At 68.2% G+C, this 25206-nt stretch carries 23 protein-coding genes; 8 read left to right on the plus strand and 15 right to left on the minus strand.

All coding sequences use genetic code 11. The features are described 5' to 3' along the window. Positions 1 to 204 precede the first annotated feature (204 nt). Positions 205 to 1041, plus strand: a complete 837-nt coding sequence (locus tag WS61_RS12570) for a cytochrome c (protein ID WP_059500768.1) — start codon at positions 205 to 207, stop codon at positions 1039 to 1041. 29 nt (positions 1042 to 1070) lie between these two features. Here WS61_RS12570 and WS61_RS12575 read toward each other — a convergent pair whose 3' ends face one another. The 3 genes from WS61_RS12575 to WS61_RS12585 are packed head-to-tail and all read right to left on the minus strand — an operon-like array spanning position 1071 to position 4030. Beyond that, entirely contained in the window at positions 1071 to 2321 is a 1251-nt protein-coding gene (locus WS61_RS12575; RefSeq protein WP_059500769.1) for a Zn-dependent hydrolase, read from the minus strand. Further along, on the minus strand, positions 2314 to 2838 hold the full coding sequence (locus WS61_RS12580; protein ID WP_059500770.1) for an L-2-amino-thiazoline-4-carboxylic acid hydrolase: 525 nt from the start codon (positions 2836 to 2838) through the stop codon (positions 2314 to 2316). Before WS61_RS12580 ends, WS61_RS12575 begins: the two co-directional genes overlap by 8 nt. 25 nt (positions 2839 to 2863) lie before the next feature. Continuing rightward, on the minus strand, positions 2864 to 4030 hold the full coding sequence (locus tag WS61_RS12585) for a branched-chain amino acid ABC transporter substrate-binding protein (RefSeq protein ID WP_059500771.1): 1167 nt from the start codon (positions 4028 to 4030) through the stop codon (positions 2864 to 2866). 178 nt (positions 4031 to 4208) lie between these two features. Here WS61_RS12585 and WS61_RS12590 point away from each other — a divergent pair, with 178 nt between their 5' ends. The 5 genes from WS61_RS12590 to ahpF all read left to right on the plus strand — a co-directional run bounded on the left by WS61_RS12590 (position 4209) and on the right by ahpF (position 8286). Beyond that, positions 4209 to 5105 (plus strand): LysR substrate-binding domain-containing protein, encoded by an 897-nt coding sequence (locus tag WS61_RS12590; protein WP_059500772.1) that lies wholly within the window; start codon positions 4209 to 4211, stop codon positions 5103 to 5105. 85 nt (positions 5106 to 5190) lie between these two features. Further along, the gene (locus tag WS61_RS12595) at positions 5191 to 5409 is read left to right on the plus strand and encodes a ribbon-helix-helix protein, CopG family (RefSeq protein ID WP_059500878.1); all 219 of its coding nucleotides are present in this window, start codon (positions 5191 to 5193) and stop codon (positions 5407 to 5409) included. Beyond that, the gene (locus tag WS61_RS12600; protein ID WP_059500773.1) at positions 5403 to 5768 is read left to right on the plus strand and encodes a type II toxin-antitoxin system VapC family toxin; all 366 of its coding nucleotides are present in this window, start codon (positions 5403 to 5405) and stop codon (positions 5766 to 5768) included. The genes WS61_RS12595 and WS61_RS12600 overlap by 7 nt, the downstream gene beginning before the upstream one ends. A 233-nt stretch (positions 5769 to 6001) precedes the next feature. Next, positions 6002 to 6565, plus strand: a complete 564-nt coding sequence (gene ahpC, locus WS61_RS12605) for an alkyl hydroperoxide reductase subunit C (protein ID WP_034179823.1) — start codon at positions 6002 to 6004, stop codon at positions 6563 to 6565. 119 nt (positions 6566 to 6684) lie between these two features. After that, positions 6685 to 8286 carry an alkyl hydroperoxide reductase subunit F gene (ahpF, locus tag WS61_RS12610; protein ID WP_059500774.1) on the plus strand — a complete coding sequence of 534 codons (1602 nt, stop codon included), beginning with the start codon at positions 6685 to 6687 and terminating at the stop codon, positions 8284 to 8286. 94 nt (positions 8287 to 8380) lie between these two features. On the opposite strand, the gene WS61_RS12615 is transcribed toward ahpF, so the two are convergent. The 9 genes from WS61_RS12615 to WS61_RS12655 form a co-directional block, all read right to left on the minus strand. Beyond that, positions 8381 to 9178 (minus strand): hypothetical protein, encoded by a 798-nt coding sequence (locus tag WS61_RS12615; protein ID WP_059500775.1) that lies wholly within the window; start codon positions 9176 to 9178, stop codon positions 8381 to 8383. A gap of 168 nt (positions 9179 to 9346) precedes the next feature. Continuing rightward, a complete protein-coding gene (gene lpxO, locus WS61_RS12620) occupies positions 9347 to 10246 on the minus strand; it encodes a lipid A hydroxylase LpxO (protein WP_059500776.1) in 900 nt (299 codons plus the stop codon). A 207-nt stretch (positions 10247 to 10453) separates the two neighbouring features. Then, complete coding sequence (locus WS61_RS12625) at positions 10454 to 11008, minus strand: carboxymuconolactone decarboxylase family protein (RefSeq protein WP_059500777.1); 555 nt, start codon at positions 11006 to 11008, stop codon at positions 10454 to 10456. Between the two features lie 25 nt (positions 11009 to 11033). Continuing rightward, on the minus strand, positions 11034 to 12368 hold the full coding sequence (locus tag WS61_RS12630) for an aspartate aminotransferase family protein (protein ID WP_059500778.1): 1335 nt from the start codon (positions 12366 to 12368) through the stop codon (positions 11034 to 11036). Between the two features lie 15 nt (positions 12369 to 12383). Beyond that, on the minus strand, positions 12384 to 13433 hold the full coding sequence (locus tag WS61_RS12635) for a C45 family peptidase (protein WP_059500779.1): 1050 nt from the start codon (positions 13431 to 13433) through the stop codon (positions 12384 to 12386). Between the two features lie 20 nt (positions 13434 to 13453). Further along, on the minus strand, positions 13454 to 14182 hold the full coding sequence (gene glnQ, locus WS61_RS12640) for a glutamine ABC transporter ATP-binding protein GlnQ (RefSeq protein ID WP_034205076.1): 729 nt from the start codon (positions 14180 to 14182) through the stop codon (positions 13454 to 13456). Then, complete coding sequence (glnP, locus tag WS61_RS12645; RefSeq protein ID WP_059500780.1) at positions 14179 to 14835, minus strand: glutamine ABC transporter permease GlnP; 657 nt, start codon at positions 14833 to 14835, stop codon at positions 14179 to 14181. Before glnP ends, glnQ begins: the two co-directional genes overlap by 4 nt. Positions 14836 to 14901: 66 nt before the next feature. Then, positions 14902 to 15654, minus strand: a complete 753-nt coding sequence (glnH, locus tag WS61_RS12650; RefSeq protein ID WP_059500781.1) for a glutamine ABC transporter substrate-binding protein GlnH — start codon at positions 15652 to 15654, stop codon at positions 14902 to 14904. Positions 15655 to 16049: 395 nt separating this feature from the next. Further along, complete coding sequence (locus tag WS61_RS12655) at positions 16050 to 19589, minus strand: ABC transporter ATP-binding protein (RefSeq protein WP_059500879.1); 3540 nt, start codon at positions 19587 to 19589, stop codon at positions 16050 to 16052. Positions 19590 to 19708: 119 nt separating this feature from the next. On the opposite strand from WS61_RS12655, the gene WS61_RS12660 reads away from it, so the two are divergent. Continuing rightward, positions 19709 to 20656, plus strand: coding sequence for a LysR family transcriptional regulator (locus WS61_RS12660; RefSeq protein WP_059500782.1), 948 nt, complete (start codon positions 19709 to 19711; stop codon positions 20654 to 20656). A gap of 43 nt (positions 20657 to 20699) precedes the next feature. On the opposite strand, the gene WS61_RS12665 is transcribed toward WS61_RS12660, so the two are convergent. Then, positions 20700 to 21071 carry an MAPEG family protein gene (locus tag WS61_RS12665; protein ID WP_059500880.1) on the minus strand — a complete coding sequence of 124 codons (372 nt, stop codon included), beginning with the start codon at positions 21069 to 21071 and terminating at the stop codon, positions 20700 to 20702. A 302-nt stretch (positions 21072 to 21373) separates the two neighbouring features. Between WS61_RS12665 and alr the strand changes: the two genes are divergently transcribed. Continuing rightward, entirely contained in the window at positions 21374 to 22495 is a 1122-nt protein-coding gene (alr, locus tag WS61_RS12670; protein ID WP_059500783.1) for an alanine racemase, read from the plus strand. A gap of 153 nt (positions 22496 to 22648) precedes the next feature. Here the strand turns inward: alr and WS61_RS12675 are convergent, their stop codons facing one another. Further along, positions 22649 to 23443 (minus strand): enoyl-CoA hydratase, encoded by a 795-nt coding sequence (locus tag WS61_RS12675; protein ID WP_059500881.1) that lies wholly within the window; start codon positions 23441 to 23443, stop codon positions 22649 to 22651. A gap of 184 nt (positions 23444 to 23627) precedes the next feature. Then, positions 23628 to 25055: an MFS transporter gene (locus WS61_RS12680; RefSeq protein ID WP_059500784.1), complete on the minus strand. Its 1428-nt coding sequence runs from the start codon at positions 25053 to 25055 to the stop codon at positions 23628 to 23630. Between the last annotated feature and the right edge of the window lie 151 nt (positions 25056 to 25206).

Raw genomic sequence — 25206 nt, forward strand, 5'->3', positions numbered from 1 at the left:
GACCGCGTTACGCCGACACGTCGCTCCTTCAGCCCTCAAGTCGCCGGGTGCGCTGTCGCGGCCCTGTTCGAGCACGACCGCCGCGCCTTCGCGCACCGAATTCGCCAGCACCGTCCGTACCGGATAGACTGTCGCCCGAATCCTTCCATCGGCCGCGGCGTTCCGCCTCCTGCCGCCGCCGGAACGCCCCTTCCCGGAGAACGAATGCTGAAGCGCCAGTGGTTTTCGCTTGTGCTGCTGACGGTTTGCCTGCTCGGGCAACGCGCGTCGGCCCAGTCCACGCTCGAACTCGACACCGACGGCACGGCCCGCGCCCTCACCCGACAGACATTGCTCGCTCGTCCGGACGCGACCGACATCCACGTGCCGCGCGACATCGCGTACGGCCGGCCGATGACGTTCCGCGCGGTGCCGTTCGCCGCGCTGCTCGGCGACACCCCGCTGCCGGCCGCCGGCGTGCTCGAAACGCGCGCGGCCGACGGTTTCGCCGCGCAACTGCCGCTCGATCTCGTGCGCCGCCGCGCGCCGGCCGGCGCGATTCCGTGGCTCGCGATCGAGGATCCGGCCCGTCCGTGGCCGAAGCTGCCCGGCAAGCAGGTCAGCGCGGGGCCGTTCTATCTCGTCTGGCTCGGGCCGGACGCGTCGTCGGTGCGCGGCGAGCAGTGGCCATACCAGATCGTTCGCATCACGATCGAATCGTCGCCGCTCGCGCGCTGGCCGTCGCTCGCCGTCGATGCGGCGTTGCCCGCGAACGACCCGGCGCGCGCGGGCCAGCATCTGTTCGTCACGCAATGTCTCGCGTGTCACCGCATCGACGGTGCGGGCAGCAGCCACGCCGGCCCGGACCTGAACGCGCCGATGAACCCGGTCGACTACTTCCAGCCCGCCGCGCTGCGCCGCTACATCCGCGACCCGGCATCGGTGCGCGACTGGCCGGGCCGCAGCATGCCGGCGTTTCCGCCCGATCAACTGAGCGACCGGGAGCTCGACGAGATCGTCGCGTATCTGGGGTATATGGCGCGCCGCAAGGCCGGCAAGTAAGCCGCGCGCCGGTTACCCACCCGCCGCGCTTACGCTTCCTGCGCGCTCTGCAGCACCGCGCGCAACAGCACGTCGGCGCCGGCCGTCGCCCATTCCGGCGTAATCGCTTCGGCCTCGTTGTGGCTCAGCCCGTCGACGCACGGCACGAAGATCATGCCGGTCGGCGCGACACGCGCGACATAGCACGCGTCATGGCCCGCGCCGGACACGATGTCCATGTGCGACAGCCCGAGCGCACGGGCCGCGTCGCGCACCGTGTCGACGCAGCGCGGCGCGAACGGTATCGGCGCGTACGTGAAAATCTGCTCGATCTGCGCGCCGAGGCCGGCTTCGTCGGCCACGCGCGCGAGTTCCGCGCGCAGTGCCGCGTCCAGTGCGTCGAGCACCGCATCGTCGGGGTGACGGAATTCGACCGTGAAGAAGCAGCCGCCCGGCACCGTGTTGCGCGAATTCGGCCGCGCGTCGATCATCCCGACCGTTGCGCGCGCATCCGGTGCGTAGCGGCGCCCGAGCACTTCGACGAACGAGATCATCCGCGCCGCGCCGACCAGCGCGTCGCGACGGAACGCCATCGGCGTCGTACCCGCGTGCGCGTCGACACCCGTGAGCGTCACCTCGTACCAGCGCTGCCCCTGCCCCCCGGTCACGACGCCGATCGTCTTGCCGGCCCGCTCGAGAATCGCGCCCTGCTCGATATGCAGTTCGTACGCCGCGTGCACCGGATAGCCGCCGACCGGCTCCGTGCCCGCGTAGCCGATCCGTTCGAGCTCTTCTCCGATCGTCCGGCCAGCGCCGTCGGTGCGCGACAGCCCATATTCGAGCGTATAGACGCCCGAGAACACGCCGGCCGACACCATCGCCGGCGCGAAGCGCGAGCCTTCCTCGTTGGTCCAGATCACGACGTCGACCGGGCGCTCGGTCTCGATCCCCGCGTCGTTCAGCGCGCGCACGACTTCGAGGCCGCCGAGCACGCCGTAGATCCCGTCGTAGCGGCCGCCGGTCGGCTGCGAATCGGCGTGCGAGCCCGTCATCACCGGTGCGGCGTCGGGATTGCGGCCCGCGCGGCGCGCGAACACGTTGCCCATCCGGTCGACACGCACCGTGCAGCCGGCGTCGCGCGCCCACTGCACGAACAGGTCGCGCGACTCGCGGTCGAGATCGGTCAGCGCGAGGCGGCAGACGCCGCCCTTCGGCGTCGCGCCGATCTGCGCCATCCGTTCGAGCGATGCCCACAGACGGTCGCCGTCGACGCGCGGCATGGTCACGGTGGCGTCACGCATCGCCGTTCTCCGGCGCGCTTTGCAGCGCATAGCGGAAGTCGCAGCGCCGGCCGCCCTGCATGATCGTGCTCGTGCGCGTGAGCGCGATGTCCGGCGCATAGCCCTGGATGAAATAGCTGTCGCGCGTACAGCTCAGCAGGTGCCCGATCTCGCCGAGCCCCATCGCGTGATACATCTCCGCGTAGCTGCAGCGATGCACGTCGTAGTCGTAGTGCGCGTCGTCCGCCCGCCGTACCTCGACGTCGAGCGCATCGTCCTTCTCCCACAGCACCTGCAGCGCGATGAACGACTTCACGCTCGTGCCGTGCGGCTCCTGCGCGGCGAACGTACGGCCCGCGTCGACGGCCGCGCCGCGTACGGCTTCCGCGATCACGGCCTGCGCGCGCTCGGCGCCGAACTCGCGCTTCATGATCTCGTAGATCGGCTTGATGATTTCCGCTTCGATGCGGCGCCGCGCGAGGATCCCGAGGCGCGGGTCCTCGGGTGCGGCGGCGGATGTCGGGTTCGCTTCGGTCATGGGGATCGTCTCGGTCGTTTTGCGGTTACTTGGCTGCGGTGCGCGAGCCGCCGAGCACGTCGACGACGGCCCACTTGCCGCCGCGCACCTGGTAGATCGTGAAGGCCGGATCCTTCAGGTTGCCTTCGGCGTCGAACGCGATGCGCCCCGTCACGCCGGGCCGCTCGATCGCGCGCACGGCCGCGACCAGCTTCGCCGGCTCGGTCGTGCCGGCCTTCTGCGCGGCCGCGATCAGCGTGGCGGCGGCGTCGTACGCGAACGGCGCATGCAGTTCGATCGGCGCGTGAAAGCGGGCCTGGTATTGCGTGTCGAACGCCTTGCCGCCCGGCATCCGGTCGAGCGGCAGGCCCGGCTCGAGCGCCGTCACGGCGTCGCCGTCCTTGCCGGCGAGCGACAGGAAGGTCTGGCTCACGAAGCCGCCCGCGCCGAGCAGCGGCGCGTTCACGCCGAGCTGGCGCATCCGGCGCGCGATCGGCGCGGCCTGCGCGTCGAGGCCGCCGAAGAACACGAGATCCGCGCGCTTGCCCTTGATCGCGGTCAGCACGCCGCTGAAGTCGGTCGTCTTGTCGTTCACGTACTGGCGATCGACGATCGTGCCGCCGTTCGCCTGCACGCCCTTGATGAACTGGTCGGCCAGCCCCGCGCCGAACGACGTGCGATCGTCGATCACCGCGATGCGCTTCGCCTTCAGCGTCTTCGCCGCATACGCGCCGGTGAAGTTGCCGCCTGCATCGTCGTGCCCCATGATGCGGAACGCCGTCGCGTAGCCCTGCTGCGTGTATTGATGGCCGGTGGAGGCCGGCGCGATCTGCGGGATGCCGGCGTCGCGGTACACGCGCGACGCGGGCACGCTGCAGCCCGTGTTCCAGTGACCGACGACGCCGATCACGTGCTGGTCGACGAGTTGCTGCGCGACCGCGACGGCCGTGCGTGGGTCGGACTGGTCGTCGGCCGCGACGAGCTTGTAGACGACCGGCTTGCCGCCGATGGTCGGATGCTTCGCGTTCGCGTCGTCGATCGCGAGTTGCGCGCCGTTCTGCAGATCCTTGCCGATCCGCGCGGACGGGCCGGTGAGCGGCGCGGCGAGACCGATCAGGACCGTCCGTGGGGCGGACTGGGCGAACGCGGGAACGGAGGCGACCAGCGCGGCCGCCGAGAAGGCGAGGCTGGCGGAGAGGAAAGCGATTTTCATGTGCGGGGGACGATCAGTCGAATCAAAAACATGAAACATATTAAATATTCAGCACCCAAACCTCAAATATCCAATTGTTGGATGCTTATACCGTTCCCGACACATTAGCGTACATCGCTGTAAATGCAGGATATTTTTGTGTTGTCGCTTACCCTTATTTTTCGATAAAATTCGATACATGAAAAATATCGAACAATTGCCGCACGATCCGCCGCTGCGCGCGGTGCGTGCGTTCGAAGCATTTGCGCGTCTCGGCTCGGTCACCGCGGCGGCGGGCGAACTCGACATCACGCCGTCGGCGGTCAGCCATCAGCTGCAACTGCTCGAAGCGTTCATCCAGACGCCGCTGACGGTGCGCGAAGGCCGGCTGCTCGTGCTGACCGACGAGGGGCGGGACTACTACCGGTCGATCAGCGCGGCGTTCTCGGTGCTGCGCAGCGCGACGCGCTTCGTGCGCGACCGTTCGTCGCTGCGCCAGATCACCGTCAGCCTGATTCCGTTGCTCGGCATCGGCTGGTTCATTCCGCGGCTGCACGCGTTCCTGGCCGACAACACCGATGTGGACGTCACGGTGCTGTACGCGCATCACCGCAACTACCGAAGCGATGCGTCGGACCTGTCGATCCGCTTCGGTACCGGCGACTGGCCCGGCTACCGCTGCGAGCGGCTGCTGCCGGGCGCGATGGTGCCGATGTGCAGCCCGTCGTTCCTGAAGCGTCATGGACCGTTCCGCACGCCGGCCGATCTCGCGCGCGCACCGCTCGTGCACGACGAGGATCGCAGCACGTGGGTCAACTGGCTGCAGGGTGCCGGCGTGCGGCACGTATCGCACGCGGTGGGACCGATGTTCGAGGATGGCCAGCTCACGCTGAGCGCCGCCCGCGCGGATCTCGGCGCCGCGTTGCTGCGCGCGCCGCTGGTCCAGCGCGAACTGGCGAACGGCGAACTCGTGCAACTGTTCGATCACGCGCTCGACGACGGGCGCGACTACTACCTGTGCACCCGCGAGGATGCGGACCTGCCGGACGGAGCGCGACGGCTGGCGGCGTGGTTGCGGAAGATGGCGGGGATTTGACGGGCCCTTGCCGTCGTCGTGCCGGGGCCTTGCATGCTTTCAAGTCGGCATATATGATATGCATATCATATATCGGAGGTTTGCCATGAGCCGGATTCTGGTCGATCTGTCGGATGGCCAACTAGACGCGCTGGCCGTCATCGTCGAGACTCAACACCGTCCCCGCGCCGCCATCATTCGCGACGCGATCGATGCCTACATTGCCCTGAACAAGCACCGGCTTGCCGACGACGTCTTCGGCCTCTGGAAAGATCGCGCGATCGATGGGCTCGCCTATCAAGAGGAATTGCGCTCGGAATGGTAAAAGCCCTTTTCGACACCAACATCCTGATCGATTATCTGGGCGGCGTGGAATCCGCCCGCGCGGAGCTAGGGCGCTACGACTATCGCGCAATCAGCATGATCTCGTGGATGGAAGTCCTCGTCGGGGCATCCGCAAGTGACGAGGCCCCCATCCGTGCATGGCTCTCGTCGTTCGATGTCATCGCACTCGACAGCACGGTTGCGAATCGCGCCGTGACGATTCGCAAGGACCGCCGGATACGCCTGCCCGACGCGATTGTGTGGGCGTCGGCGCAAGTGAACGGGCTGTTGCTCGTATCGCGCAACACGAAGGACTTTCCCGCCTCCGAACCCGGCGTCCGCGTGCCGTATCAGATTTAAGCAGGCGTACGCGAGCGCGTACGCCTGCACAGCACATCCCCCGAGCCGCGCTCATGCCGAGCGGGCGCTACCCGCGTCAACGTCGTCCGCCCTTCCCACCTCCCGCCAATCAAGGGCCGGAAGCAGATAGAAAATCCCGATGTCCCGGATTGAAACAAGCAATTTCACAACTTCAGGGTGAACCCGGATACTGGCAACACTCCACTCACCCCTGACGAAAAGGAATTGTCCAGATGCCGATCATCAACACCCAAATCAAGCCGTTCAAGGCAACCGCTTACCACAACGGCGAATTCGTGCCCGTTTCGGAAGAGAACTTCAAGGGCAAGTGGTCCGTCGTCGTGTTCTACCCGGCCGACTTCACGTTCGTCTGCCCGACCGAGCTGGGCGACCTCGCCGACCGCTACGCGGAATTCCAGAAGCTGGGTGTCGAAATCTACGGCGTGTCGACCGACACGCACTTCACGCACAAGGCATGGCACGACACGTCGGACACGATCGGCAAGATCAAGTACCCGATGATCGGCGACCCGACGCTCACGCTGTCGCGCAACTTCGACGTGCTGATCGAGGAAGAAGGGATGGCGCTGCGCGGCACGTTCGTGATCAACCCGGAAGGCGAGATCAAGCTGTGCGAAATCCACGACAACGGTATCGGCCGCGATGCAGGCGAACTGCTGCGCAAGGTGCAGGCGGCGCAATACATCGCGGCGCACCCGGGTGAAGTGTGCCCGGCCAAGTGGACGCCGGGTGCGGAAACGCTGACCCCGTCGCTCGACCTGATCGGCAAGATCTGACGATCGCGCCGCGCGCCTCGCACGAGGCGCGCGACGGCGGGCCGCCGCATCGCGCGGCCCGCGCCCTCCTCCGGCACGACGTGCCCGACCAGCATCATCAATACGGAATCCGAAACGCCATGCTCGACGCCAATCTCAAGAACCAACTCAAAGCGTACCTCGAAAAAATCACGCGCCCGATCGAACTCGTCGCCTCGCTCGACGACAGCGCGAAATCGCAGGAACTGCTGGCGCTGCTGACCGAGATTGCGTCGCTGACGGATCGCGTGACCGTGGCCGAACGCCGCGACGACGCCGAGCGCAAGCCGTCGTTCTCGATCGGCGAGCCCGGCAAGCCGGCCGGCATCCGTTTCGCCGGCATTCCGATGGGCCATGAATTCACGTCGCTCGTGCTCGCGCTGCTGCAGACGGGCGGCCATCCGATCAAGCTCGACGACGACGTGATCGAACAGATTCGCGCGCTCGACGGCGACTACGCATTCGAAACGTATTTCTCGCTGTCGTGCCAGAACTGCCCGGAAGTCGTGCAGGCGCTGAACGTGATGTCGCTGATCAACCCGCGCATCCGCCACGTCGCGATCGACGGTGCGCTGTTCCAGGATGAAGTCGAGTCGCGCCAGATCATGGCCGTGCCGACGATGTTCCTGAACGGCGCGTCGTTCGGCCAGGGCCGCAGCAGCGTGAAGGAAATCCTCGCGAAGCTCGATACGGGCGCCGGCGAACGCGCGGCGAAGTCGCTCGAAAACAAGCCGGTGTTCGACACGCTGATCGTCGGCGGCGGCCCGGCAGGCGCGGCCGCGGCGATCTACTCGGCACGCAAGGGCATCGCGACGGGCGTGGTCGCCGAACGTTTCGGCGGCCAGGTGCTGGACACGATGGCGATCGAGAATTTCGTGTCGGTACAGGAAACCGAAGGGCCGAAGTTCGCGACCGCACTCGAACAGCACGTGAAGCAGTACGACGTCGACATCATGGACGTGCAGCGCGCCGACGCGCTGATTCCGGGCGACGTGCACCAGATCCGCCTCGCGAACGGCGCGGTGCTGAAGGCGAAGACGATCGTCCTCGCGACCGGCGCACGCTGGCGCGAAATCAACGTGCCGGGCGAGCGCGAGTACCGCAACCGCGGCGTCGCGTACTGCCCGCACTGCGACGGCCCGCTGTTCAAGGGCAAGCGCGTCGCGGTGGTTGGCGGCGGCAACTCGGGCGTCGAGGCCGCGATCGACCTCGCGGGCATCGTGAAGGAAGTCACGCTGATCGAATACGGTGCGCAACTGCGCGCGGACGAAGTGCTGCAACGCAAGCTGCGCAGCCTGCCGAACGTGACGATCGTCACGCAGGCGCAGACGACCGAACTGACCGGCGACGGCAGCAAGCTGAACGGGCTCGTCTACAAGGATCTGCGCTCGGGTGAAACGAAGCGTGTCGAGCTCGAAGGCGTGTTCGTGCAGATCGGCCTCGTGCCGAACACCGAATGGCTGAAGGGCACGGTCGAACTGTCGAAGCACGGCGAGATCGTCGTCGATGCGCGCGGTGCGACGTCGGTGCCCGGCGTGTTCGCGGCCGGCGACGTGACGACGGTGCCGTTCAAGCAGATCGTGATCGCGGTCGGCGAAGGTGCGAAGGCGTCGCTCGGCGCGTTCGATCACCTGATCCGGCAGGACGTGGCGGCGCCGGCGGCGAGCGCGCAACCGCAGGCCGAAGAAGCGGTCGCCGCCTGACGCAGGCCGGCCCCACACATCGAAGTTTGTCTCTCTTGGCCCCGCATGCCTTGGTCGGCGTGCGGGGCCCTTTTTATGCCGAAGGCGTGCGCGGTTACTTGGTCGCGGTCGGGCCACCGTCCGCCGGCGCAGGCGCCGTCGACTTGAAACTGCTCGACTGCCTGACCAGTTGCTCGGTCATCGCGGCCGCCACCGGATTCGCGCCGGACGACGAACCGCCCTGCCGGTACGAACCGGTGCTCGCCGGCATCGAGGATACCGGCGACATCGACGGCGGCGGCAACGACGGGTCGAGCTTCGCCGATTCCCTGACGAGCGCGGCCGTCTCTGGCGTTTCGGATTTCGTCGCGGCCGGCGGCGCGGCGGCGGCGTGGCGTTCGAGGCCGTCGCGCTTGCGCGGCGCGCGTTGCGTGACCTGCGCGGGCGCAGCCGACTGAGCGCGTTTGGCGGCCGGGGCCGGGGCGGGGGCCGGAGGCGAAGCCGGGGCCTGCGCCGATGGGGTCGAATCCTGCTCGTCGACCGTCACGACGTTGACCTTCGGCGGGGGTGCGACCGGCTTCGTTACCGGTTGCGGCTTGTCGCTGACGACCGGAACCGCCGGCGCAGCACCGACGCGCGCGGGGGCGGCCGGCGCGGGTGTGGGCGCGGAGGGAGGCGGCGCGGCCGCCGCCAGTTTCGGTGCAGTCGCTGCGGCCGGTGCCGGCGGCGCGATCGTGCCCTGTACCGCGTGATCGTTGCCCGCGGGCGCCGCGGCAACCGGCGCGGCCGAATCGCCGATGCCGGCGTCTTCGATCGCACGGTGGTCCGCGCGCAGGAGCATCACGTACGCGGTGCCGGCCGCGGCGACCAGAAGCCCGCCGGCGATCATCATGGTTTTACGGGTACTCGTCATGCTTGCTCACCGATCATATCGACGTGAACAAGTCATCATACGCGGCCGACGTCCGTTGATCCCGTACGAATACAATTGGTTGCATTGATCACGGCGCCGGGCCATCGGCCCCGCGCGATGCCGCGCCGCACTATCGTCGGACAAGAAAAAAACGCCGCCCTTCGACCGTCAGATGCAGAAGATCGCGACCGCGATCCCGCCGAACAGCAGCCACTTGACGACGTAGTACACGGTGCGATTCCACGCCTTCAATCGCTTGCCGGCGCGCCGAATCGCATACAGGTACCTGAACGCACGATTGAGCCCGCCCGTGCGATCGCCGGTTTCGTTCGGCGACGCGGCCGCGCGCATCAGCAGTTGCCCGAATGCATCGTTGACGCGCTGCGCCCAGCGATATTTCATCGGACGATCGATGTCGCAGAACAGGATCACGCGATCGTGTTCGGTGCGGTTTTCGGCCCAGTGCAGGTACGTTTCGTCGAACATCACGGCCTCGCCGTCGCGCCATGCATACGACTCGCCGTCGACGACGATCCGGCACGCGTCGTCGTTCGGCGTATCGAGCCCGAGGTGGTAGCGCAGCGAGCCCGCATACGGATCGCGATGCAGCCCGAGCTTGCCGCCCGGCGGCAACTGCGCGAACATCGCCGCCTTGATCGACGGAATCCGCGACAGGATCTCGACCGAGCGCGGGCACAATGCCTGCGCGGACGGATGCGGCGCGTCGTACCACTTCAGGTAGAAACGCTTCCAGCCGTGGCGAAAGAACGAATTGAAGCCGATGTCGTTGTACTCGCCCGACGCCTTGATTCGGCTCGCGTCGCGCAACGCGAGCGCTTCGCGGCGAAACGTGCGCCATTCGCGCTGCAGCACCGCCAGCTCCGGAAAGCGATCCGTGTCGACGAACGGCGTGGTCGGCACCGACGAGAACGCGTACGAAAAGCAGTTCAGCGGTGCGGTAAAGGTCGAGTGGTCGGAAAGTTGCCTGAACAACCGGTGCCGAACCTTGCCGCGCCGATGCGTGTACACGACACACGCAATGAACACGATCAGCAGGACCCAGCGCATCGATATTTCCCCCGTGGTTCTTTGGCGAAATTCTAAAGACGGGGAAAATTTCCTGCATTGACGCACAGGCGGGACGATGGGCAGCGGGACGACACGGCGCGAATGTCGATCGACCGAGGCCGAAACGCCGAAAAGCCCGCATATACGGGCTTTTCGGGCTATCCGCACGCGCACGCGGCATGCCGCCGACGCACGCGCCGGCGGCGATTATTCCGGAAACGGCAAATCAGTTTGTCCGTCTGCGCGCATACCGAACGTGTTGAGCGTCATCGCGACGAGCGCGTAATAGCCGAGCAGCGCGACGAGGTTCACCACGGTCTCGTGGCCGAAACGCGCCCGCGCGCGTGCGAACGTCGCATCGCTCACGCGGCGCGTGTCGTACAGCTCGGTGGCGAACGCATGGATCAACGCGTCGTCGTCCGATTCGAAGGCCGGCGCGACGCCACGCCGGATCGCGTCGGCGGTTGCCGTCGGCAAGCCGGCATCGAGCGCGATCGGATGATGGATGTGCCACTCGGCCTGCGAGCGCCAACGCGCGGCCGTCACGAGAATCGCGAGTTCCGACAGGCGCAGCGGCAGCCCCGTGCGGTAGCGGCAGAACGCGCCGAGCTTCTGCGCGTGCTGGGCCAGTTCGGGGCTCGCGATCCAGCCGAGGAACGGCCCGTTCAGGTTGCCGCGCGGGCCGCTGAGGATGTCGGCGAGCACGGCCTTCTGTTCGTCGGTGGCCGATGCGGGATCGAAAGGAGGGAGTCTGTCCGTCATGATGAAAATTCGTTGAGATCGGGGTTCATGCGCCGGCCGACGCGAGCGCCGCGCCGATCGCGCCGGACAGCCGATCGACGATCGTGTCGATCTGCTGCGCGGTGCAGACGAACGGCGGTGCGACCAGAATGTGGTCGCCGTGCACGCCGTCGATCGTGCCGCCCATCGGATACACCATCAACCCGCGCTGCATCGCTTCGCGCTTGACCGCCGCATGCAGCTTCAGCGCGGGATCGAACGTGGCCTTGGTGTCGCGATCGCGCACGAGCTCGATGCCGACGAACAGCCCGCGGCCGCGCACGTCGCCGACATGCGGATGCGCGCCGTAGTGCTCCCGCAACGACGCGCGCAACTGCTCGCCGCGCGCCTTCACGTTGTCGAGCAGCTTCTCTTCCGCGATCACGCGCTGCACCTCGAGCGCGGCCGCGCACGCGGTCGCATGGCCGAGGTAGGTATGACCATGCTGGAAGAAGCCCGAGCCGTCGACGATCGTGCGATAGATGCGGTCGCTCACCAGCGTCGCCCCGATCGGCTGGTAGCCCGCGCCGAGCCCTTTCGCGATCGTCAGCAGATCGGGCGCGACGCCGTCTTCGTCGCACGCATACAGGTAACCCGTGCGCCCCATCCCCGACATGATCTCGTCGAGAATCAGCAGCACGCCGTACTTGTCGCACACCGCGCGAATCTTCTTCAGGTAGGTACGCACCGGCGGCACCGCGCCGGCCGTGGCGCCCACCACCGTTTCCGCGACGAACGCCGCGACGTTTTCCGCGCCGAGTTCGACGATCTTGCGTTCGAGCTCGTCCGCGAGGCGCTGCGCGTACGCTTCGTCGGTTTCGCCCGCCAACTGGTCGCGGTATGCATAGCACGGGCTCACGTGATGCGCTTCGATCAGCAGCGGCAGGAACGGCTCGCGCCGCCACGCGTTGCCGCCGATCGCGAGCGCGCCGAGCGTGTTGCCGTGATAGCTCTGGCGACGGGCGATGAAATGACGCCGCTGCGGCTCGCCCTTCTCGACGAAATACTGGCGCGCGAGCTTCAGCGCGGCCTCGATCGCCTCGGAGCCGCCCGACACGAAGTACACGTGCTCGAGCCCGGCCGGCGCGGCGTCGACGAGCCGGTCGGCCAACTCCTCGGCCACGTCCGTCGTGAAGAACGACGTATGCGCGTACGGCAGTTGCTGCACCTGCCGCTTGATCGCGTCGATCACGCGCGGGTTGCTGTGGCCGAGACACGATACGGCCGCACCGCCGCACGCGTCGATATAGCGTTTGCCGGTCGAATCGATGATCTCGATGCCGTCGCCTGCGACGGCAACGGGCAAGGTGGCGCGCGGGGCGCGATGGAAAACGGTCGTCATGCGTGGCCTCATGGATCAGGATGCGCGGTGTGCGCATCCGGACGGCACGATGCGCGTCGCGAAGCGCTGCGTGCCGTGTTGATGGACGGTGAAGTCGATCGCGGTGTCGCGAATCGCGAACACCGCGGTCGCCAGCGTGTTTTCGTCGTCGGGGTCGGCCGGATCGTCGCGATAGATCGGCAGCCCTTCCGGCGCACGATCGCCGAGCACGCGCAGCAGCGCGGTTTCGTCGATCGCGTCGATGCCGCGCGTGAGCGCGTCGACGCGCCGCTGGCGATCGCCGGACGATTGCGTCACGATCTGCGCTTCCGCATCGCAGCCGGGATGCACGAGGTGATTCGCATGGCCCGCAAGCCGTGCGACGTCGACGACCGAACAGCGCGCGACACTCGCCTCGATGCTCAGCAGCCGCGCATCGCCGGTCGCACCGAGCGTGTGATGAAAGCCGCTCGCGCGCGCATGCGTGCGCAGCACGTCGGCGGCTGCGTCGAGCGACGTCGCGTCGAGCACGGCGCGCGCAAGGATCATGCGCGGCACGCCCGGCGCCGGCGTGCGGATCCGCAGGTTGTTGATCGCCTGCGCGATGCCGGCGCGGTTCACGGCGAACGTATGTCCCGGCAGCGAACCCGGGTAATAGAAACTGACGAACCCGGGCTTGCCGGCGGGTTGCACGTCGACGAGCAGGCAACGTTCGCGCAGGTACGGATCGCCGTCCTCGTTGTGCGCGATCCAGCGCGTGCCGTCCGCACCGCGCGCGGCGAGCGTCGTGCAGCCGTCCGGCGCGTTGTGAATCAGCTCGCCGCGGCAATTCCACAGAAAAATGTCCTCGGCCGGCCAGCCGATGCCCGCCGCGATCCCGTCCAGCTCCGCGACGAGATCGGGGTACGCGGCCAGCGCGGCCTGCCGCAGCGCATCGACGAACGGATGGCCGCGCCAGCGGCGCACGGCCTGCCATGCGCCGCTCTGCTGCATGTACGGATCGAACACGGGGCGGGCAAGCTCGCCGAGGCGCACGCCGATGTCGAACGGCGTGCCGGCGATGACGGGTGAAAGGGAAAGCGGCATGTCGGGTGTTTCGGTTTCGTTCAGGATACGTGCTTCAGGAATTCCTTCAGGCGCGGCGTCGGCGGCCGGTCGATCAGGTCGGCCGGATGGCCGTCCTCGGCAATGCCGCCCTGATCCATGAACAGCAGCCGCGTGCCGACCCGCTTCGCGAAGCCGATCTCGTGCGTGACGACGATCATCGTCATCCCTTCGGTCGCGAGATCCTGCATCACTTTCAGCACTTCGTGGCGCAATTCCGGATCGAGCGCCGACGTCGGCTCGTCGAACAGCATCAGCCGCGGCCGGATCGCGAGCGCACGCGCGATCGCGACGCGCTGCTGCTGGCCGCCCGACAGCTCCGACGGGTAATGATTCGCGCGCGATTCGAGGCCGACCTTGTCGAGCAGCGCCATCGCCTGGTCGCGCGCGTCGGCGCGCGACGCGCCGCGCACCTGCATCGGCCCGAACATCACGTTCTCGAGCGCGGTCATTTGCGGAAACAGGTTGAACTGCTGGAACACCATGCCGGCTTCGAGCCGGATGTTGCGGATCGTCGCCGCGTTGCCGCGCACGCTCTGGCCATCCACCAGCAACTCGCCGCCGGTGATTTTCTCGAGCGCGTTGATACAGCGCAGCATCGTCGATTTGCCCGAGCCCGACGGGCCGACCACGACGACCACCTCGCCCGCGTCGATCTTCAGGTCGATGTTCTTCAGCACCGGCACATGGCCGAAGCTCTTCGACACGTTCTGGAATTCGATCATGCTCATAAGATTTTCATCCGCTTTTCGACGAGCCGAAGCGTCAGCGTCATCGCACCGGTCAGTATCAGGTAGATGACCGCCACCGCACTCCAGATCTCGACCGCCTGGAAATTACCGGCGATGATTTCCTGCCCCTTGCGCGTCAGCTCGCCCACGCCGATCACGATGAACAGCGACGTGTCCTTCAGGCTCACGATGCACTGGTTGCCGAGCGGCGGAATCAGCCGACGGAACGCCAGCGGCCCGACGATCTTCAACAGCACGCGCGGCATCGACAGCCCCATCGCGAGCCCCGCTTCCGTCAGCCCCTTCGGGATCGACAGCAGCGCGCCGCGCACCACTTCCGCGAGATACGCGCCGGAATTCACCGTGATCGCGATGATCGCGGCCGTCAGGCCGTCGATGCGGATATGCGCGAGCAGCGGCAGGGCGAAATACAGGAACATCACCTGCACGACGATCGGCGTGCCGCGGATCAATTCAATATAGACCTGTGCGAGCACGTTCATCGCCTTCGGTCCGTATGCGCGGAACATGCCCGCGATCATCCCGACGACGAAGCCGCCCACCAGCCCGAAAAATGCGATGAACACCGTCAACCGGACCCCGTCCATCAGGTCCGGCAACGCCGCCCAGATCGCCGACCAATCGAAATTCACTTGTCGCTCCCCGTTCGATTCAAGACCCGCGCGGCCCCGGGGCCGCGCGCCGATGCGCCGTCACGCTCACATCTTCGGCGGCTCGGCACCGAACCACTTCTTGTAGATCTGCGCGTAGCGGCCGTCGGCCTTGATCTTCACGAGCGACGCGTTGACCTTCGGCACGAGCGCGCTGCCCTTCGGGAAGCCGATCCCGTACTTGTCGCCGCTGACCGGCTGGCCGGCGACCTTCACCTTGCCCTTGCCTTCGTTGTTCACGAAGAACAGCACGTTCGGCGTGTCGTGCATCGCCGCGTCGACGCGGCCCGCTTCGAGCGCGAGGTAAGCCTGGTCGATGTTCGGGAACTGGCGGACCTCCTTCGGCTTCAGGTGCGCCTTGATCCAGTCGATCGTCGCGGTGCCCGTCTTCGCGGCGATCACCTTGCCGTTCAGGTCGTCGATCGACTTGATCGACGTGTCGCCGGCCTGCACCATCGCGGCGAGCCCGCTGTCGTAGTAAGGCGCGGAGAAATCGATCGCTTTCTTGCGCTCTTCCTTGATCGTCATCCCCGACAGCGCGACGTCGATGTTCTGCGTCTGCAGCGCCGGAATCAGGCCCGCGAAATCCATCGGCTGGATCGTGTATTTCCAGCCCTGGTCCTTCGCGATCTCGGCCCACAGGTCGAGATCGAAGCCGACGTACTTGTCGCCCTGCTTGAACTCGAACGGCATGAACGACGTATCGGCCCCGACGACGAGCGTCTTGGTGTCCGCGTGCGCGAGGCTGGCGCCGAGTGCGGCGACGACCGCGACGGCTTTCAGGAAGGAACGGCGACTCATGGATTCTCTCCGCATGATTGAGCGATGTGACCGGCCAACGGGCCGGCGGAACGACGACATCGAGTCGCACCGCAACATGCGATGTCTAATTAGACATTAGTGCAACAAGTGTTGTCAACGGCGATACTACGACACCAAAAAAGTCCGCAACAGATAAATGCATCGAGACAAACCCGGGCCGCGCGGCGCGGATAGATCGGAGGAAAGCGGGAGGATGGCGGAGCAGAATGCCCCGCCGGATCGCGGCGCGCCGGCGGATGGCGGCGCGGAGCGGAAGATGGCGCGCCGTGCCGGAATGGCCGTGCGCGTCACGCCGGCAACCGCCGGCTCGACTCAATGCAGGTGGCGCAACGCTCGGGCAATGGCCAACGGGCAACGCGCCGATGCCGCACCGCTCACGCCGCGACCCCGCTCGCCTGATGCGACACGAGCCGCGCATACGCGCCCTGCCGCGCCATCAGGTCCGCATGGCGCCCGGCCTCGATCACCGTGCCCTGCTCGATCACGAGGATCAGGTCGGCATGGCGCACGGTCGACAGACGGTGCGCGATGACGATCGACGTGCGCTGCGCCATCAGGTCCTCCAGCGCCGCGCGGATCTGCTGCTCGCTGATCGTGTCCAGGTGCGACGTCGCCTCGTCGAGGATCAGCACCGGCGCATCCTTCAGGAAGGCGCGCGCGATCGCCACGCGCTGGCGCTGGCCGCCCGACAACTGCACGCCGCGCTCGCCGACGCGCGTCGCGAGCCCGTCGGGCAGCCGCGCGACGAAGTCGCCGAGCGCGGCGTGATCGATCGCGCGCCGCACGTCCGCGTCGGATGCGTCGTTCGCAGCGAGCCGGATGTTTGCTTCGAGCGTGTCGTTGAACAGGTAGGTATCCTGCGCAACGAGCGCGATGTGCTGCCGCAGGTCGTCGAGCCGCAGGTCGCGCAGGTCGACGCCGCCGAGCGTCACGCGGCCCTGCTGCGGATCCCAGAAGCGCAGCAGCAGGCTCGCGACGGTCGACTTGCCCGCGCCCGATGCGCCGACCAGCGCGACCGTGCTGCCGGGCGGCGCCTCGAAACTCACGCGATCGATCGCGGGCACGCTGCGCCCCGGATACGTGAACGACGCCGCCTCGAACCGCACCGTCGCATCGCCGGGCATCGCGTGCGCGCCGTCGATCACCGTCACGGGTTCCTTCTCCAGCGCGCGCAAGCGTCGCGTCGAGGCGATCGTGTCGGCAAGCTGGCGCGCGACCTGGCCGATTTCGGCCACCGGCATGAACGCAGCCACCGCGACCAGCACCAATAGCGGCAACGACTCGCGCGGGAACCCGCCGCGTGCGCACAACCACGCGCCGAGCGCCGCGACCGCCAGCCCGCCCAGCCCGCTCGCGACTTCCAGCGCGGCGCTTTGCGACGACAGATCGTCGAGCAGCTTCGCGCGCTGCCGGCGGTACGCATCGACCTCGGCCACGAACGCTGCGCGCCGGCGCGCGATCGCCTGGAACGCGGTCAGTTCCGCGAGCCCCTGGATCGTTTCGGTCAGGTGCGCACCGAGCTGGCCGAGCGCTTCGCGCGCACCGGTGCCGAGCCGGTCGACGTCGCGCCGCGCCAGCACGGGTGCGAGCCCCGCCCACAGCAGGAACGGCAACAGCACGAGCGCGAGCGGCCACGCGACCGACGCGAGCAACGCCAGCACACAGGTCGGCACGAGCACCGCGACGAATGCCGGCGCCAGCGTATGCGCGTAGAAATATTCGACGGTCTCGACGTCCTGCGTCGCGAGCGACACGAGATCGCCGGAACGGCGACGCAGCAGCCCGGCCGGCGCGAGCCGTTCGAGCGTCGCGAACAGCGCGATGCGCATTTCCGCGAGCAGCCGGTACGCCATGTCGTGCGCGAGCCAGGATTCGAGCCAGTGCAGCACGGCCGCGACCGGCGCGATCGCGAGCAGCGCGACCACGAGCCCGCTGCCGAGATGTCCCGTCGGCACCGCGCCGACCACCCGTGCGCCGATCACACCGACGCCGATGAATGCGAGCACGCGGCCGATCCCGAACAGCACGGTCAGCATCACCTTGGCCTTCCACGGACGCACGAAGCGCAGCAACGTCTGCAACGTTTCCGGCCAGCCGATCGTCGCCGCATCGTCGTTCAACGGCCGCACCTGCGGGCCCGACGACGCGCGCGCGCTCGCACCGGCCGCCGCCGTCGCGCCGACGGATTCGGCGACCGCTTCCAGTTGCGGCCCCATCAGCCGTCGATACGGGCCGTCGCGCGCGATCAGCGCCGCATGCGTCCCTTCGTCGACCACCCGCCCCTGGTCGAGCACCAGGATACGATCGGCGCCGATCACGCTGGACAGCCGGTGCGCGAGCACGAGCGTCGTCCGTCCGTGCGTGAGCCGGTCGAGCGCCTGCTGGATCAGCGCTTCGTTTTCCGCATCGACCGACGACAGCGCTTCGTCGAGCAACAGGATCGGCGCATCGCGCAGCAGCGCGCGGGCAATCGCGATGCGCTGGCGCTGGCCGCCCGACAGCATGAGCCCGCGTTCGCCGATGCGCGTCGCGTAGCCGTCGGGCAGCGCCGAGATGAAATCGTGCGCGTTGGCGGCGCGCGCGGCCGCGATCATGTCCGCGTCGCTGGCGTCCGGGCGGCCGAGCCGCAGGTTGTCGGCGACGCTGCCGTCGAACAGCGTCGCGTCCTGCGCGACGACCGCGATCATGTCGCGCACCTGGTCGACAGAGAGCGTACGCACGTCGTGGCCGCCGATCCGGACCGCACCGCCCTGCGCGTCGTGCTGGCGCAGCAGCAGGCGCACGATGGTCGACTTGCCGGCCCCGCTCGGCCCGACGATCGCCACCGTCTCGCCCTCGCGCACCGAGAAACTCAGCGCCGCATGGGCATCCGCGCGGCGTCCCGGATACGCGAAGCTGACGTCGTCGAACGCGATCTCCGGCCGCAGGCCCGCCACCCGCGGCGCGTCGGCGGCCGGCGCCTGACTGCCCGCGTCGAGCAGCGCATGGATCGCATGCGCCGCGGACTGGCCGATCATCCCCTGATGCAGCACCGCACGCAGGTCGCGCAGCGGGCGGAAGATCTCGCTACCGGCCATCAGCACGATCAGCAGCGCTTCAAGACTCATGTCGCCGTGCTGCACGCGCCACGCGCCCACCGCGATCGCCGCGGCCGCGCCGAGGCCGGTGCCGAGATCGGTGAAGAACCGCGTCAGCAGGCCGAGCGCGAGCACCCAGAACGTGCTGTCCGACAGTGCGCGCGCCTTCGCGGCCAGCTTCGCGCCGAACGCGGCGCTCTGCCCGAACGCCTTCAACGTCGGCAGGCCCTGCACCGCGTCGAGAAACTCTTCGCCGAATGCCTTGAACGCGGCCGAACGGGCGAGCGCCGCACGCTTGTCGGCGCGATGCACGAGCTGCGGGAGCGCCAGCGTGACGAGCGCCGCGACCAGCAGGATCGCGGCCGTCGGCACGTCCCACCACGCGAGCACCGCGAAGATCATGAGCGGCGCGCACGCGGCGATCACGAGCTGCGGCAGGTAAACGCCGAAGAAGGTCTGCAGCTGCTCGACGCCGTCGACGACGGCCAGCATGACGCCGCCCGTGCGTTCGCCGTTGAACCATGCGGGGCCGAGCGCGGCGATCCGGTCGAACAGCCGCGCGCGCAGCGTCGCCTGCACGCGGCCCGCCGTATGCTGCGCGAGCACCGTGCGGCGATGATCGAGCCAGGCACGCAGCAGCACGCAAGCCGCCGTTGCAGCGACGGCCTCGCCGATGTCGCGCGCCGGCGCGCCGGAAAAAACCAGCGCCAGCACGCGACCGAGAAATACGAAGCGCAGGATGCCGACACCCATCGCGAGCAACCCGAGCGCGACGGCCGCCGCCACCCGCCAGCGCAGCCCCGCCATCATGGCCCATAGTCGTCGGTCGAAATACATGAAGCCCTCCAGTCGGTGTTTCGTTGCGTTTTTCTTGACCGGATCGAGGCTACCTGCGCCGCCCGCGCGCGGCAAAAGATGATTTTTCAACGGGTGTTGAGTCAACTACAATACCCCGCATGTCGCACCTTCCTCCCCTCAGCGCACTGCGTGCTTTCGAGGCGACCGTTCGCCTCGGCGGGTTCGCGCGCGCGGCGGTCGAGCTGAACGTGTCGACCAGCGCGGTCAGCCATCAGATCCGCTCGCTCGAGGAATCGCTCGGTGCGCGGCTGCTCGAACGCAGCACGGGGCTCGGCGGCATCAGCCTCACGCCGGCTGGTGCGCGCCTGCTGCCGGCCGTCGGCGAGGCGCTGTCACGTCTCACCGACGCGTGCGCCGAGATTCGCGGCACCGCGCAACGGCTCACCGTCTCCGCCAACGCGCCGTTTTCGTCGATGTGGCTCGCGCGCCGGCTGGCGGAATTCTCGTCGCTTCATCCCGACACCCCGCTGCACGCGGTCGTGCTCGACGACGAGCCGGATTTCGCGCGCAGCGGCGTCGATCTGGCGATCGTGCACGTGCCCGCGCACCGGCTGCGGGCCGACGACGACGTGCTGATGCGGGAAACCGTGTTTCCGGTGTGCAGTCCCGAACTGTTTCCGTACGCATCGGGATACGTATGCCGCTCGCGGTTGCTGCAGGAGATGCACGAGGACAACCCCGAGATCGACTGGCGCAACTGGGCGTCGGAATTCGGCCTGCCGGGTGACTTCGAGACGAAGATCGTCCGTTACAGCAGTTTCAGCCAGGTAATCGGCGCGGCCGTCGGCGGCGCGGGCATCGCGCTCGGCCGCGTGCCGCTGATCGAGCCCGAACTGCGCAGCGGGCGCCTGGTGCCGCTGGTGCCGGGCCTCGCACGCGACGCGTCGTGGCGCTTCGTGCTGCGCCGCCATCCGTCGACGCGGCACCGGCTGCTCGATCCGTTGATCGCGTTCCTGCGCAGCGAAGCGGACGCACCGCCGTTCGTCTCGAAAATGGTTGCGCCCGCATCCAACGATAGTCACGCGCGAGGCACGAGCGGCGCCTGACGGGCCGGCATGCAAGGCCGGCCTCGCGTCGCCCGGCGGCCGCTTACGGCGTCGCGAAGAACAGCGCGACGACGCACGCCATCCCGCCGAACCACACGAGCGAACGCAGCGACGCCCAGTTCAGCAGGTACATCAGCGCATAGACGATACGGATCGCGACGAACGCGATCGCGAGCTGATCGACGCGATGCACGTTCGCGCCGTTGTGCCATGCCACCACCAGCGCGGCCGTGAACAGCGCAAGCGCTTCCCACGCATTCTGATGAGCGGCCTGGGCGCGTGCGCGCCAGCCTTCGAGCTTCGCCAGGTACTCGCGCGGCGCGCGGTTGTCGTAACCCTTGCGGGCCTTGGCGAGAAACGTCATCGGGAACGGCAACAACGCGACGATGAACAGGCACAGCTGGGACGTCGTCATCCAGGTCTCCTCCATTATGATTACATTGAACAATGACAAGATCACCGAGAGCTTAGCATCGCGACGTGCCGTTCGCGCACCGGTTTTCTAGACGGGAGACTCGGCCGCGCAGGCTGCGGGCGACGAGCCCGGCCCGCTACGACACCAAAATTTCCACCAAATCGTCGACAAATACGTTAATTAAAACTGGTCGAACACCAATAAGATAGCGCTCAACACTGGCTTGGCACGCGAGCGCGCCAAGCCCGCCGTTTCCCTCCGCGCCGCCGCGCGCCGAACGACATCCGACCCGAGCCCTTGCCATGCCCCGTCCCATCGTCGCCCATATCCGCCCGGACGCCGTCCGCCACAACCTCGACTTCATCCGCCGCACCGCTGCGCAATCGCGCGTGTGGGCCGTGATCAAGGCCAACGCGTACGGCCACGGCATCGAACGGATTTACCCGGGCCTCGCGGCCGCCGACGGCATCGCGCTGCTCGATCTCGACGAAGCCGTGCGCGTGCGCGAGCTGGGCTGGGACAAGCCCGTGCTGCTGCTCGAAGGGATCTTCGAGCCGGCCGACGTCGAGCTGGCCGATCGCCACCGGCTGACGGTCGCCGTGCACTGCGACGAACAGCTCGACCTGCTGATCGCCGCGAAGCCGCGGCAGCCGATCGACATCCAGCTCAAGATGAATTCCGGCATGAACCGGCTCGGCTACCGGCCGGCCGCGTTCCGCGCCGCGTGGGAACGCGCGGCGCGCGCGCCGTCGATCGGCAAGATCACGCTGATGATGCATTTCGCGAACGCCGACGAAGGCGAGGTCGACTGGCAGCTCGAGCAGTTCGACGCGACCACGGCCGGGATTCCGGGCGAGCGCTCGGTATCGAATTCGGCGGCGGTGCTGTGGCACCCGCACGCGCACCGCGACTGGGTGCGCCCCGGCACGATCCTGTACGGCGCTTCGCCGACGGGTGCGTCGCGCCATATCGCCGACACGCCGCTGACGGCCGCGATGACGCTGACCAGCCGGATCATCGGCGTGCAGACGCTCGCCCCCGGAGAGACCGTCGGCTACGGCCGGCGCTTCACGGCCGACCAACCGATGCGAACCGGCGTCGTCGCGTGCGGCTACGCAGACGGCTATCCGCGCCATGCGCCGACCGGCACGCCGATCGCCGTGGACGGCGTGATGACGCGCGTCGTCGGCCGCGTGTCGATGGACATGCTGACCGTCGACCTGACGCCGTGTCCGAACGCGGGCATCGGGTCGAGCGTCGAGCTGTGGGGCGACCAGGTGAAGGTGGACGACGTCGCGGAAGCCAGCGGCACGATCGGCTACGAGCTGATGTGCGCACTCGCACGCCGCGTGCCGGTGGCGATCGTGCCACCCGGTGCGTCGAGCATGCAGCCGGCGCCGCGGACCGGCAGCCACGGGCGCTGACCGGCGGCGGTTCGGCGATACGCGACCGCGCGCCGCACCTGTCGCGCTACATACCGGCGGCCGGCCCACGCGCAGCGGCGACGACGCGGGACGTCGTTGCGCGTCGTGCAACGACGGGCGCCGATGCGCTCCCCGCGCGCTTGCGCCGATGCGTCACGAGCGCCACGTCGGCTTCCGCTTGTCGAGGAACGCGTCGATACCCTCGCCCGCATCCTCTTCCATCATGTTGCGCGCCATCACGTCGCCCGCGTACGCATACGCCTCGTCGAGCGGCAACTCGCGCTGACGATAGAACATCTGCTTGCCGATCCGCACCGCGGCCGGGCTCTTCGCGACGATCTCCGCGACCTTGCGCGCGACGGCCGCATCGAGCGCGTCCTCGGGCACGGCTTCGTTGACGAGCCCCCACGCGGCGGCCGTCGCCGCATCGACGAAGCGCCCGGTCATCAGCATGTCGAACGCACGCTTGGCCGCGACGTTGCGGCTCAGCGCGACGGCCGGCGTCGAGCAGAACAGCCCGACGTCGATGCCCGACACCGCGAAGCGCGCGGTATCGGCCGCGATCGCGAGGTCGCACGCGGCGACGAGCTGGCAGCCGGCCGCCGTCGCGATGCCGTGCACGCGCGCGATCACCGGCACCGGCAACGCGCGCATCGCGAGCATCACGCGGCTGCACTGCGCGAACAGCGTGCGGTAGTAGTCGAGTTCGGGCTTGCTGCGCATCTGCCGCAAGTCGTGGCCGGCGCAGAACGCCTTGCCTTCGGCGGCCAGCACGACGCAGCGCACGTGCGGATCGGCAGCCAGCGTATCGAACGCATCGTGCAGGGCCGAGAGCAACGCTTCGGACAACGCGTTGAACTGCTGCGGGCGATTCAGGCGCAACGTGACGACGCCGTCGTGCGTGTCGCGCAGCAGGATCGGCTCGGCGGTCTGTTGATCGGGTTCCATGGGGCTCCGCTGGACGGGGTTCGACAGGTTGCGCGGCGAGGCGAACGCGTGACCATCGCGCCCGCCCGCTCGCGGCATGACGAGGAAATGGTCCTCCACATTCCGCGGCGCGTCCAGCCGCGCCGCCGCATGCGCGTGCGCCGCGGCCTGCCCGCCACTGCGCCACGCCCCTGCCGCTCGTGCGTCAACGGCGCGGCTGCGCGGCTTGCGCGCGACCTGCCGTCCGCGCAGCCAGCGCGGCAATCGCATAGGCGACGCAGCCGAGCGCCGCGACAGCCCACAGCGCATCGGTCGGATCAGGCAACAGGATCGTCGCGGCGCCGGCAACGGCCACGCCGAGCAGGCTGCCGGCCTGCCGTGCCGCGTTGAGGAACCCGGATGCCACGCCCGCCGCGTCGGCAGGCACCTGTTCGAGCACCGTCGCGATCATCGGCGCCACCGACAGCGCGGTCCCGGTGCCGAATGCGATCATGGCCGTCCAGACCGCCGGCCACGGCGCACGCAGCGCGAGCGCAAGCGCGATCGCGGGAACGGCCAGCGCCGCCATCGCGAGGCCGTTTGCCATCAGCGTGACCGGACGCACCCGGCCGTGCAGTTTTCCCGACAGCAGATTGCCGAGCGACAGACTCAGCGCGAACGGCAACAGCGTCAGCCCCGTCTGCCGCGCACTCATGCCGAAGCGCCCGTGCAGGTACAGGCTCAGCACGAACAGCAGCCCGAAGTACCCGACATAGACGAGGCTGCCCATCAGATTCATCGCGACGAAGATGCGGTTGCGAAACCACGCGAGCGGCACCATCGGATGGCGGGCACGCCGCTCGACCACGACCAGCACGGCGGCGGCGAGCGCGGCGATCAGCAGCGCGCACCGGACCTCGGTGGCGCCGACGCCGCGCGTCGGCAGTTCGATCGCCGCGAAACACAGCGCACCGAGCGCCGTCGCCCCGACGCACTGGCCGGCCCAGTCGAACCGGCGCACGTCCTGCGCGGCCGATGCGCGAACGAGCGCCGCCGCGCCGGCAAAGGCCACGGCGCCGGTCGGCACGTTGATCAGGAATGCGCTGCGCCAACCGAAATCGTCGACCAGGATCCCGCCGAGCACCGGCCCCACGGCAACCGCGACCGACGCGATGCCGGCCCACACCGCGATCGCTCGCGCCCGCTCGGCCGGCACGTCGAAGGTGCTGCGCACGATCGCGAGCGACGCGGGCAAGAAGAGCGCGGCGCCCGTGCCCTGCCCGAAACGCGCGACCACGAGGACCGCCACCGACGACGCGACGCCGCACGCCGCCGACGCGGCGACGAACAGCGCCAGCCCGGCGAGATACACGTGCTTCGCGCCGAACCGGTCGGACAGCGCGCCGCCCGCGAGAATCAGCGCGGCGAAGCTGAGCGTGTACGCGTCGACGATCCACGCGAGTTCCGCGACCGTCGCGCCGAGGCTCGTGCGCATCGCCGGCAGCGCCACGTTGACGATCGTCGAATCGAGTACCGCCATGAACATGCCGACCGCGACGAGCGCCAGCGTCCAGCGCTGCTCGCGCGCCGTCGGGCGGCTCGGCGCCGCCGCGGCGACGGGAACGGGGACGGAAACGGAATGGCAATCGGACATGACACCTCCAGGCAGATGCCGGGAGTCTAGGACCGGGCGCATGATGCGGAAAAGTGATAATTTCGCATTTGTCCGATGCAGATTTGCATCATTCGATTCCGCCCACCGCTGGCTGCCCGATCGTCCGTCGAGCGACTCCACCCGGTAGCGG

The organism is Burkholderia sp. ABCPW 11, from assembly GCF_001523445.1.
In the GTDB taxonomy this organism is placed as follows: Bacteria; Pseudomonadota; Gammaproteobacteria; order Burkholderiales; family Burkholderiaceae; genus Burkholderia.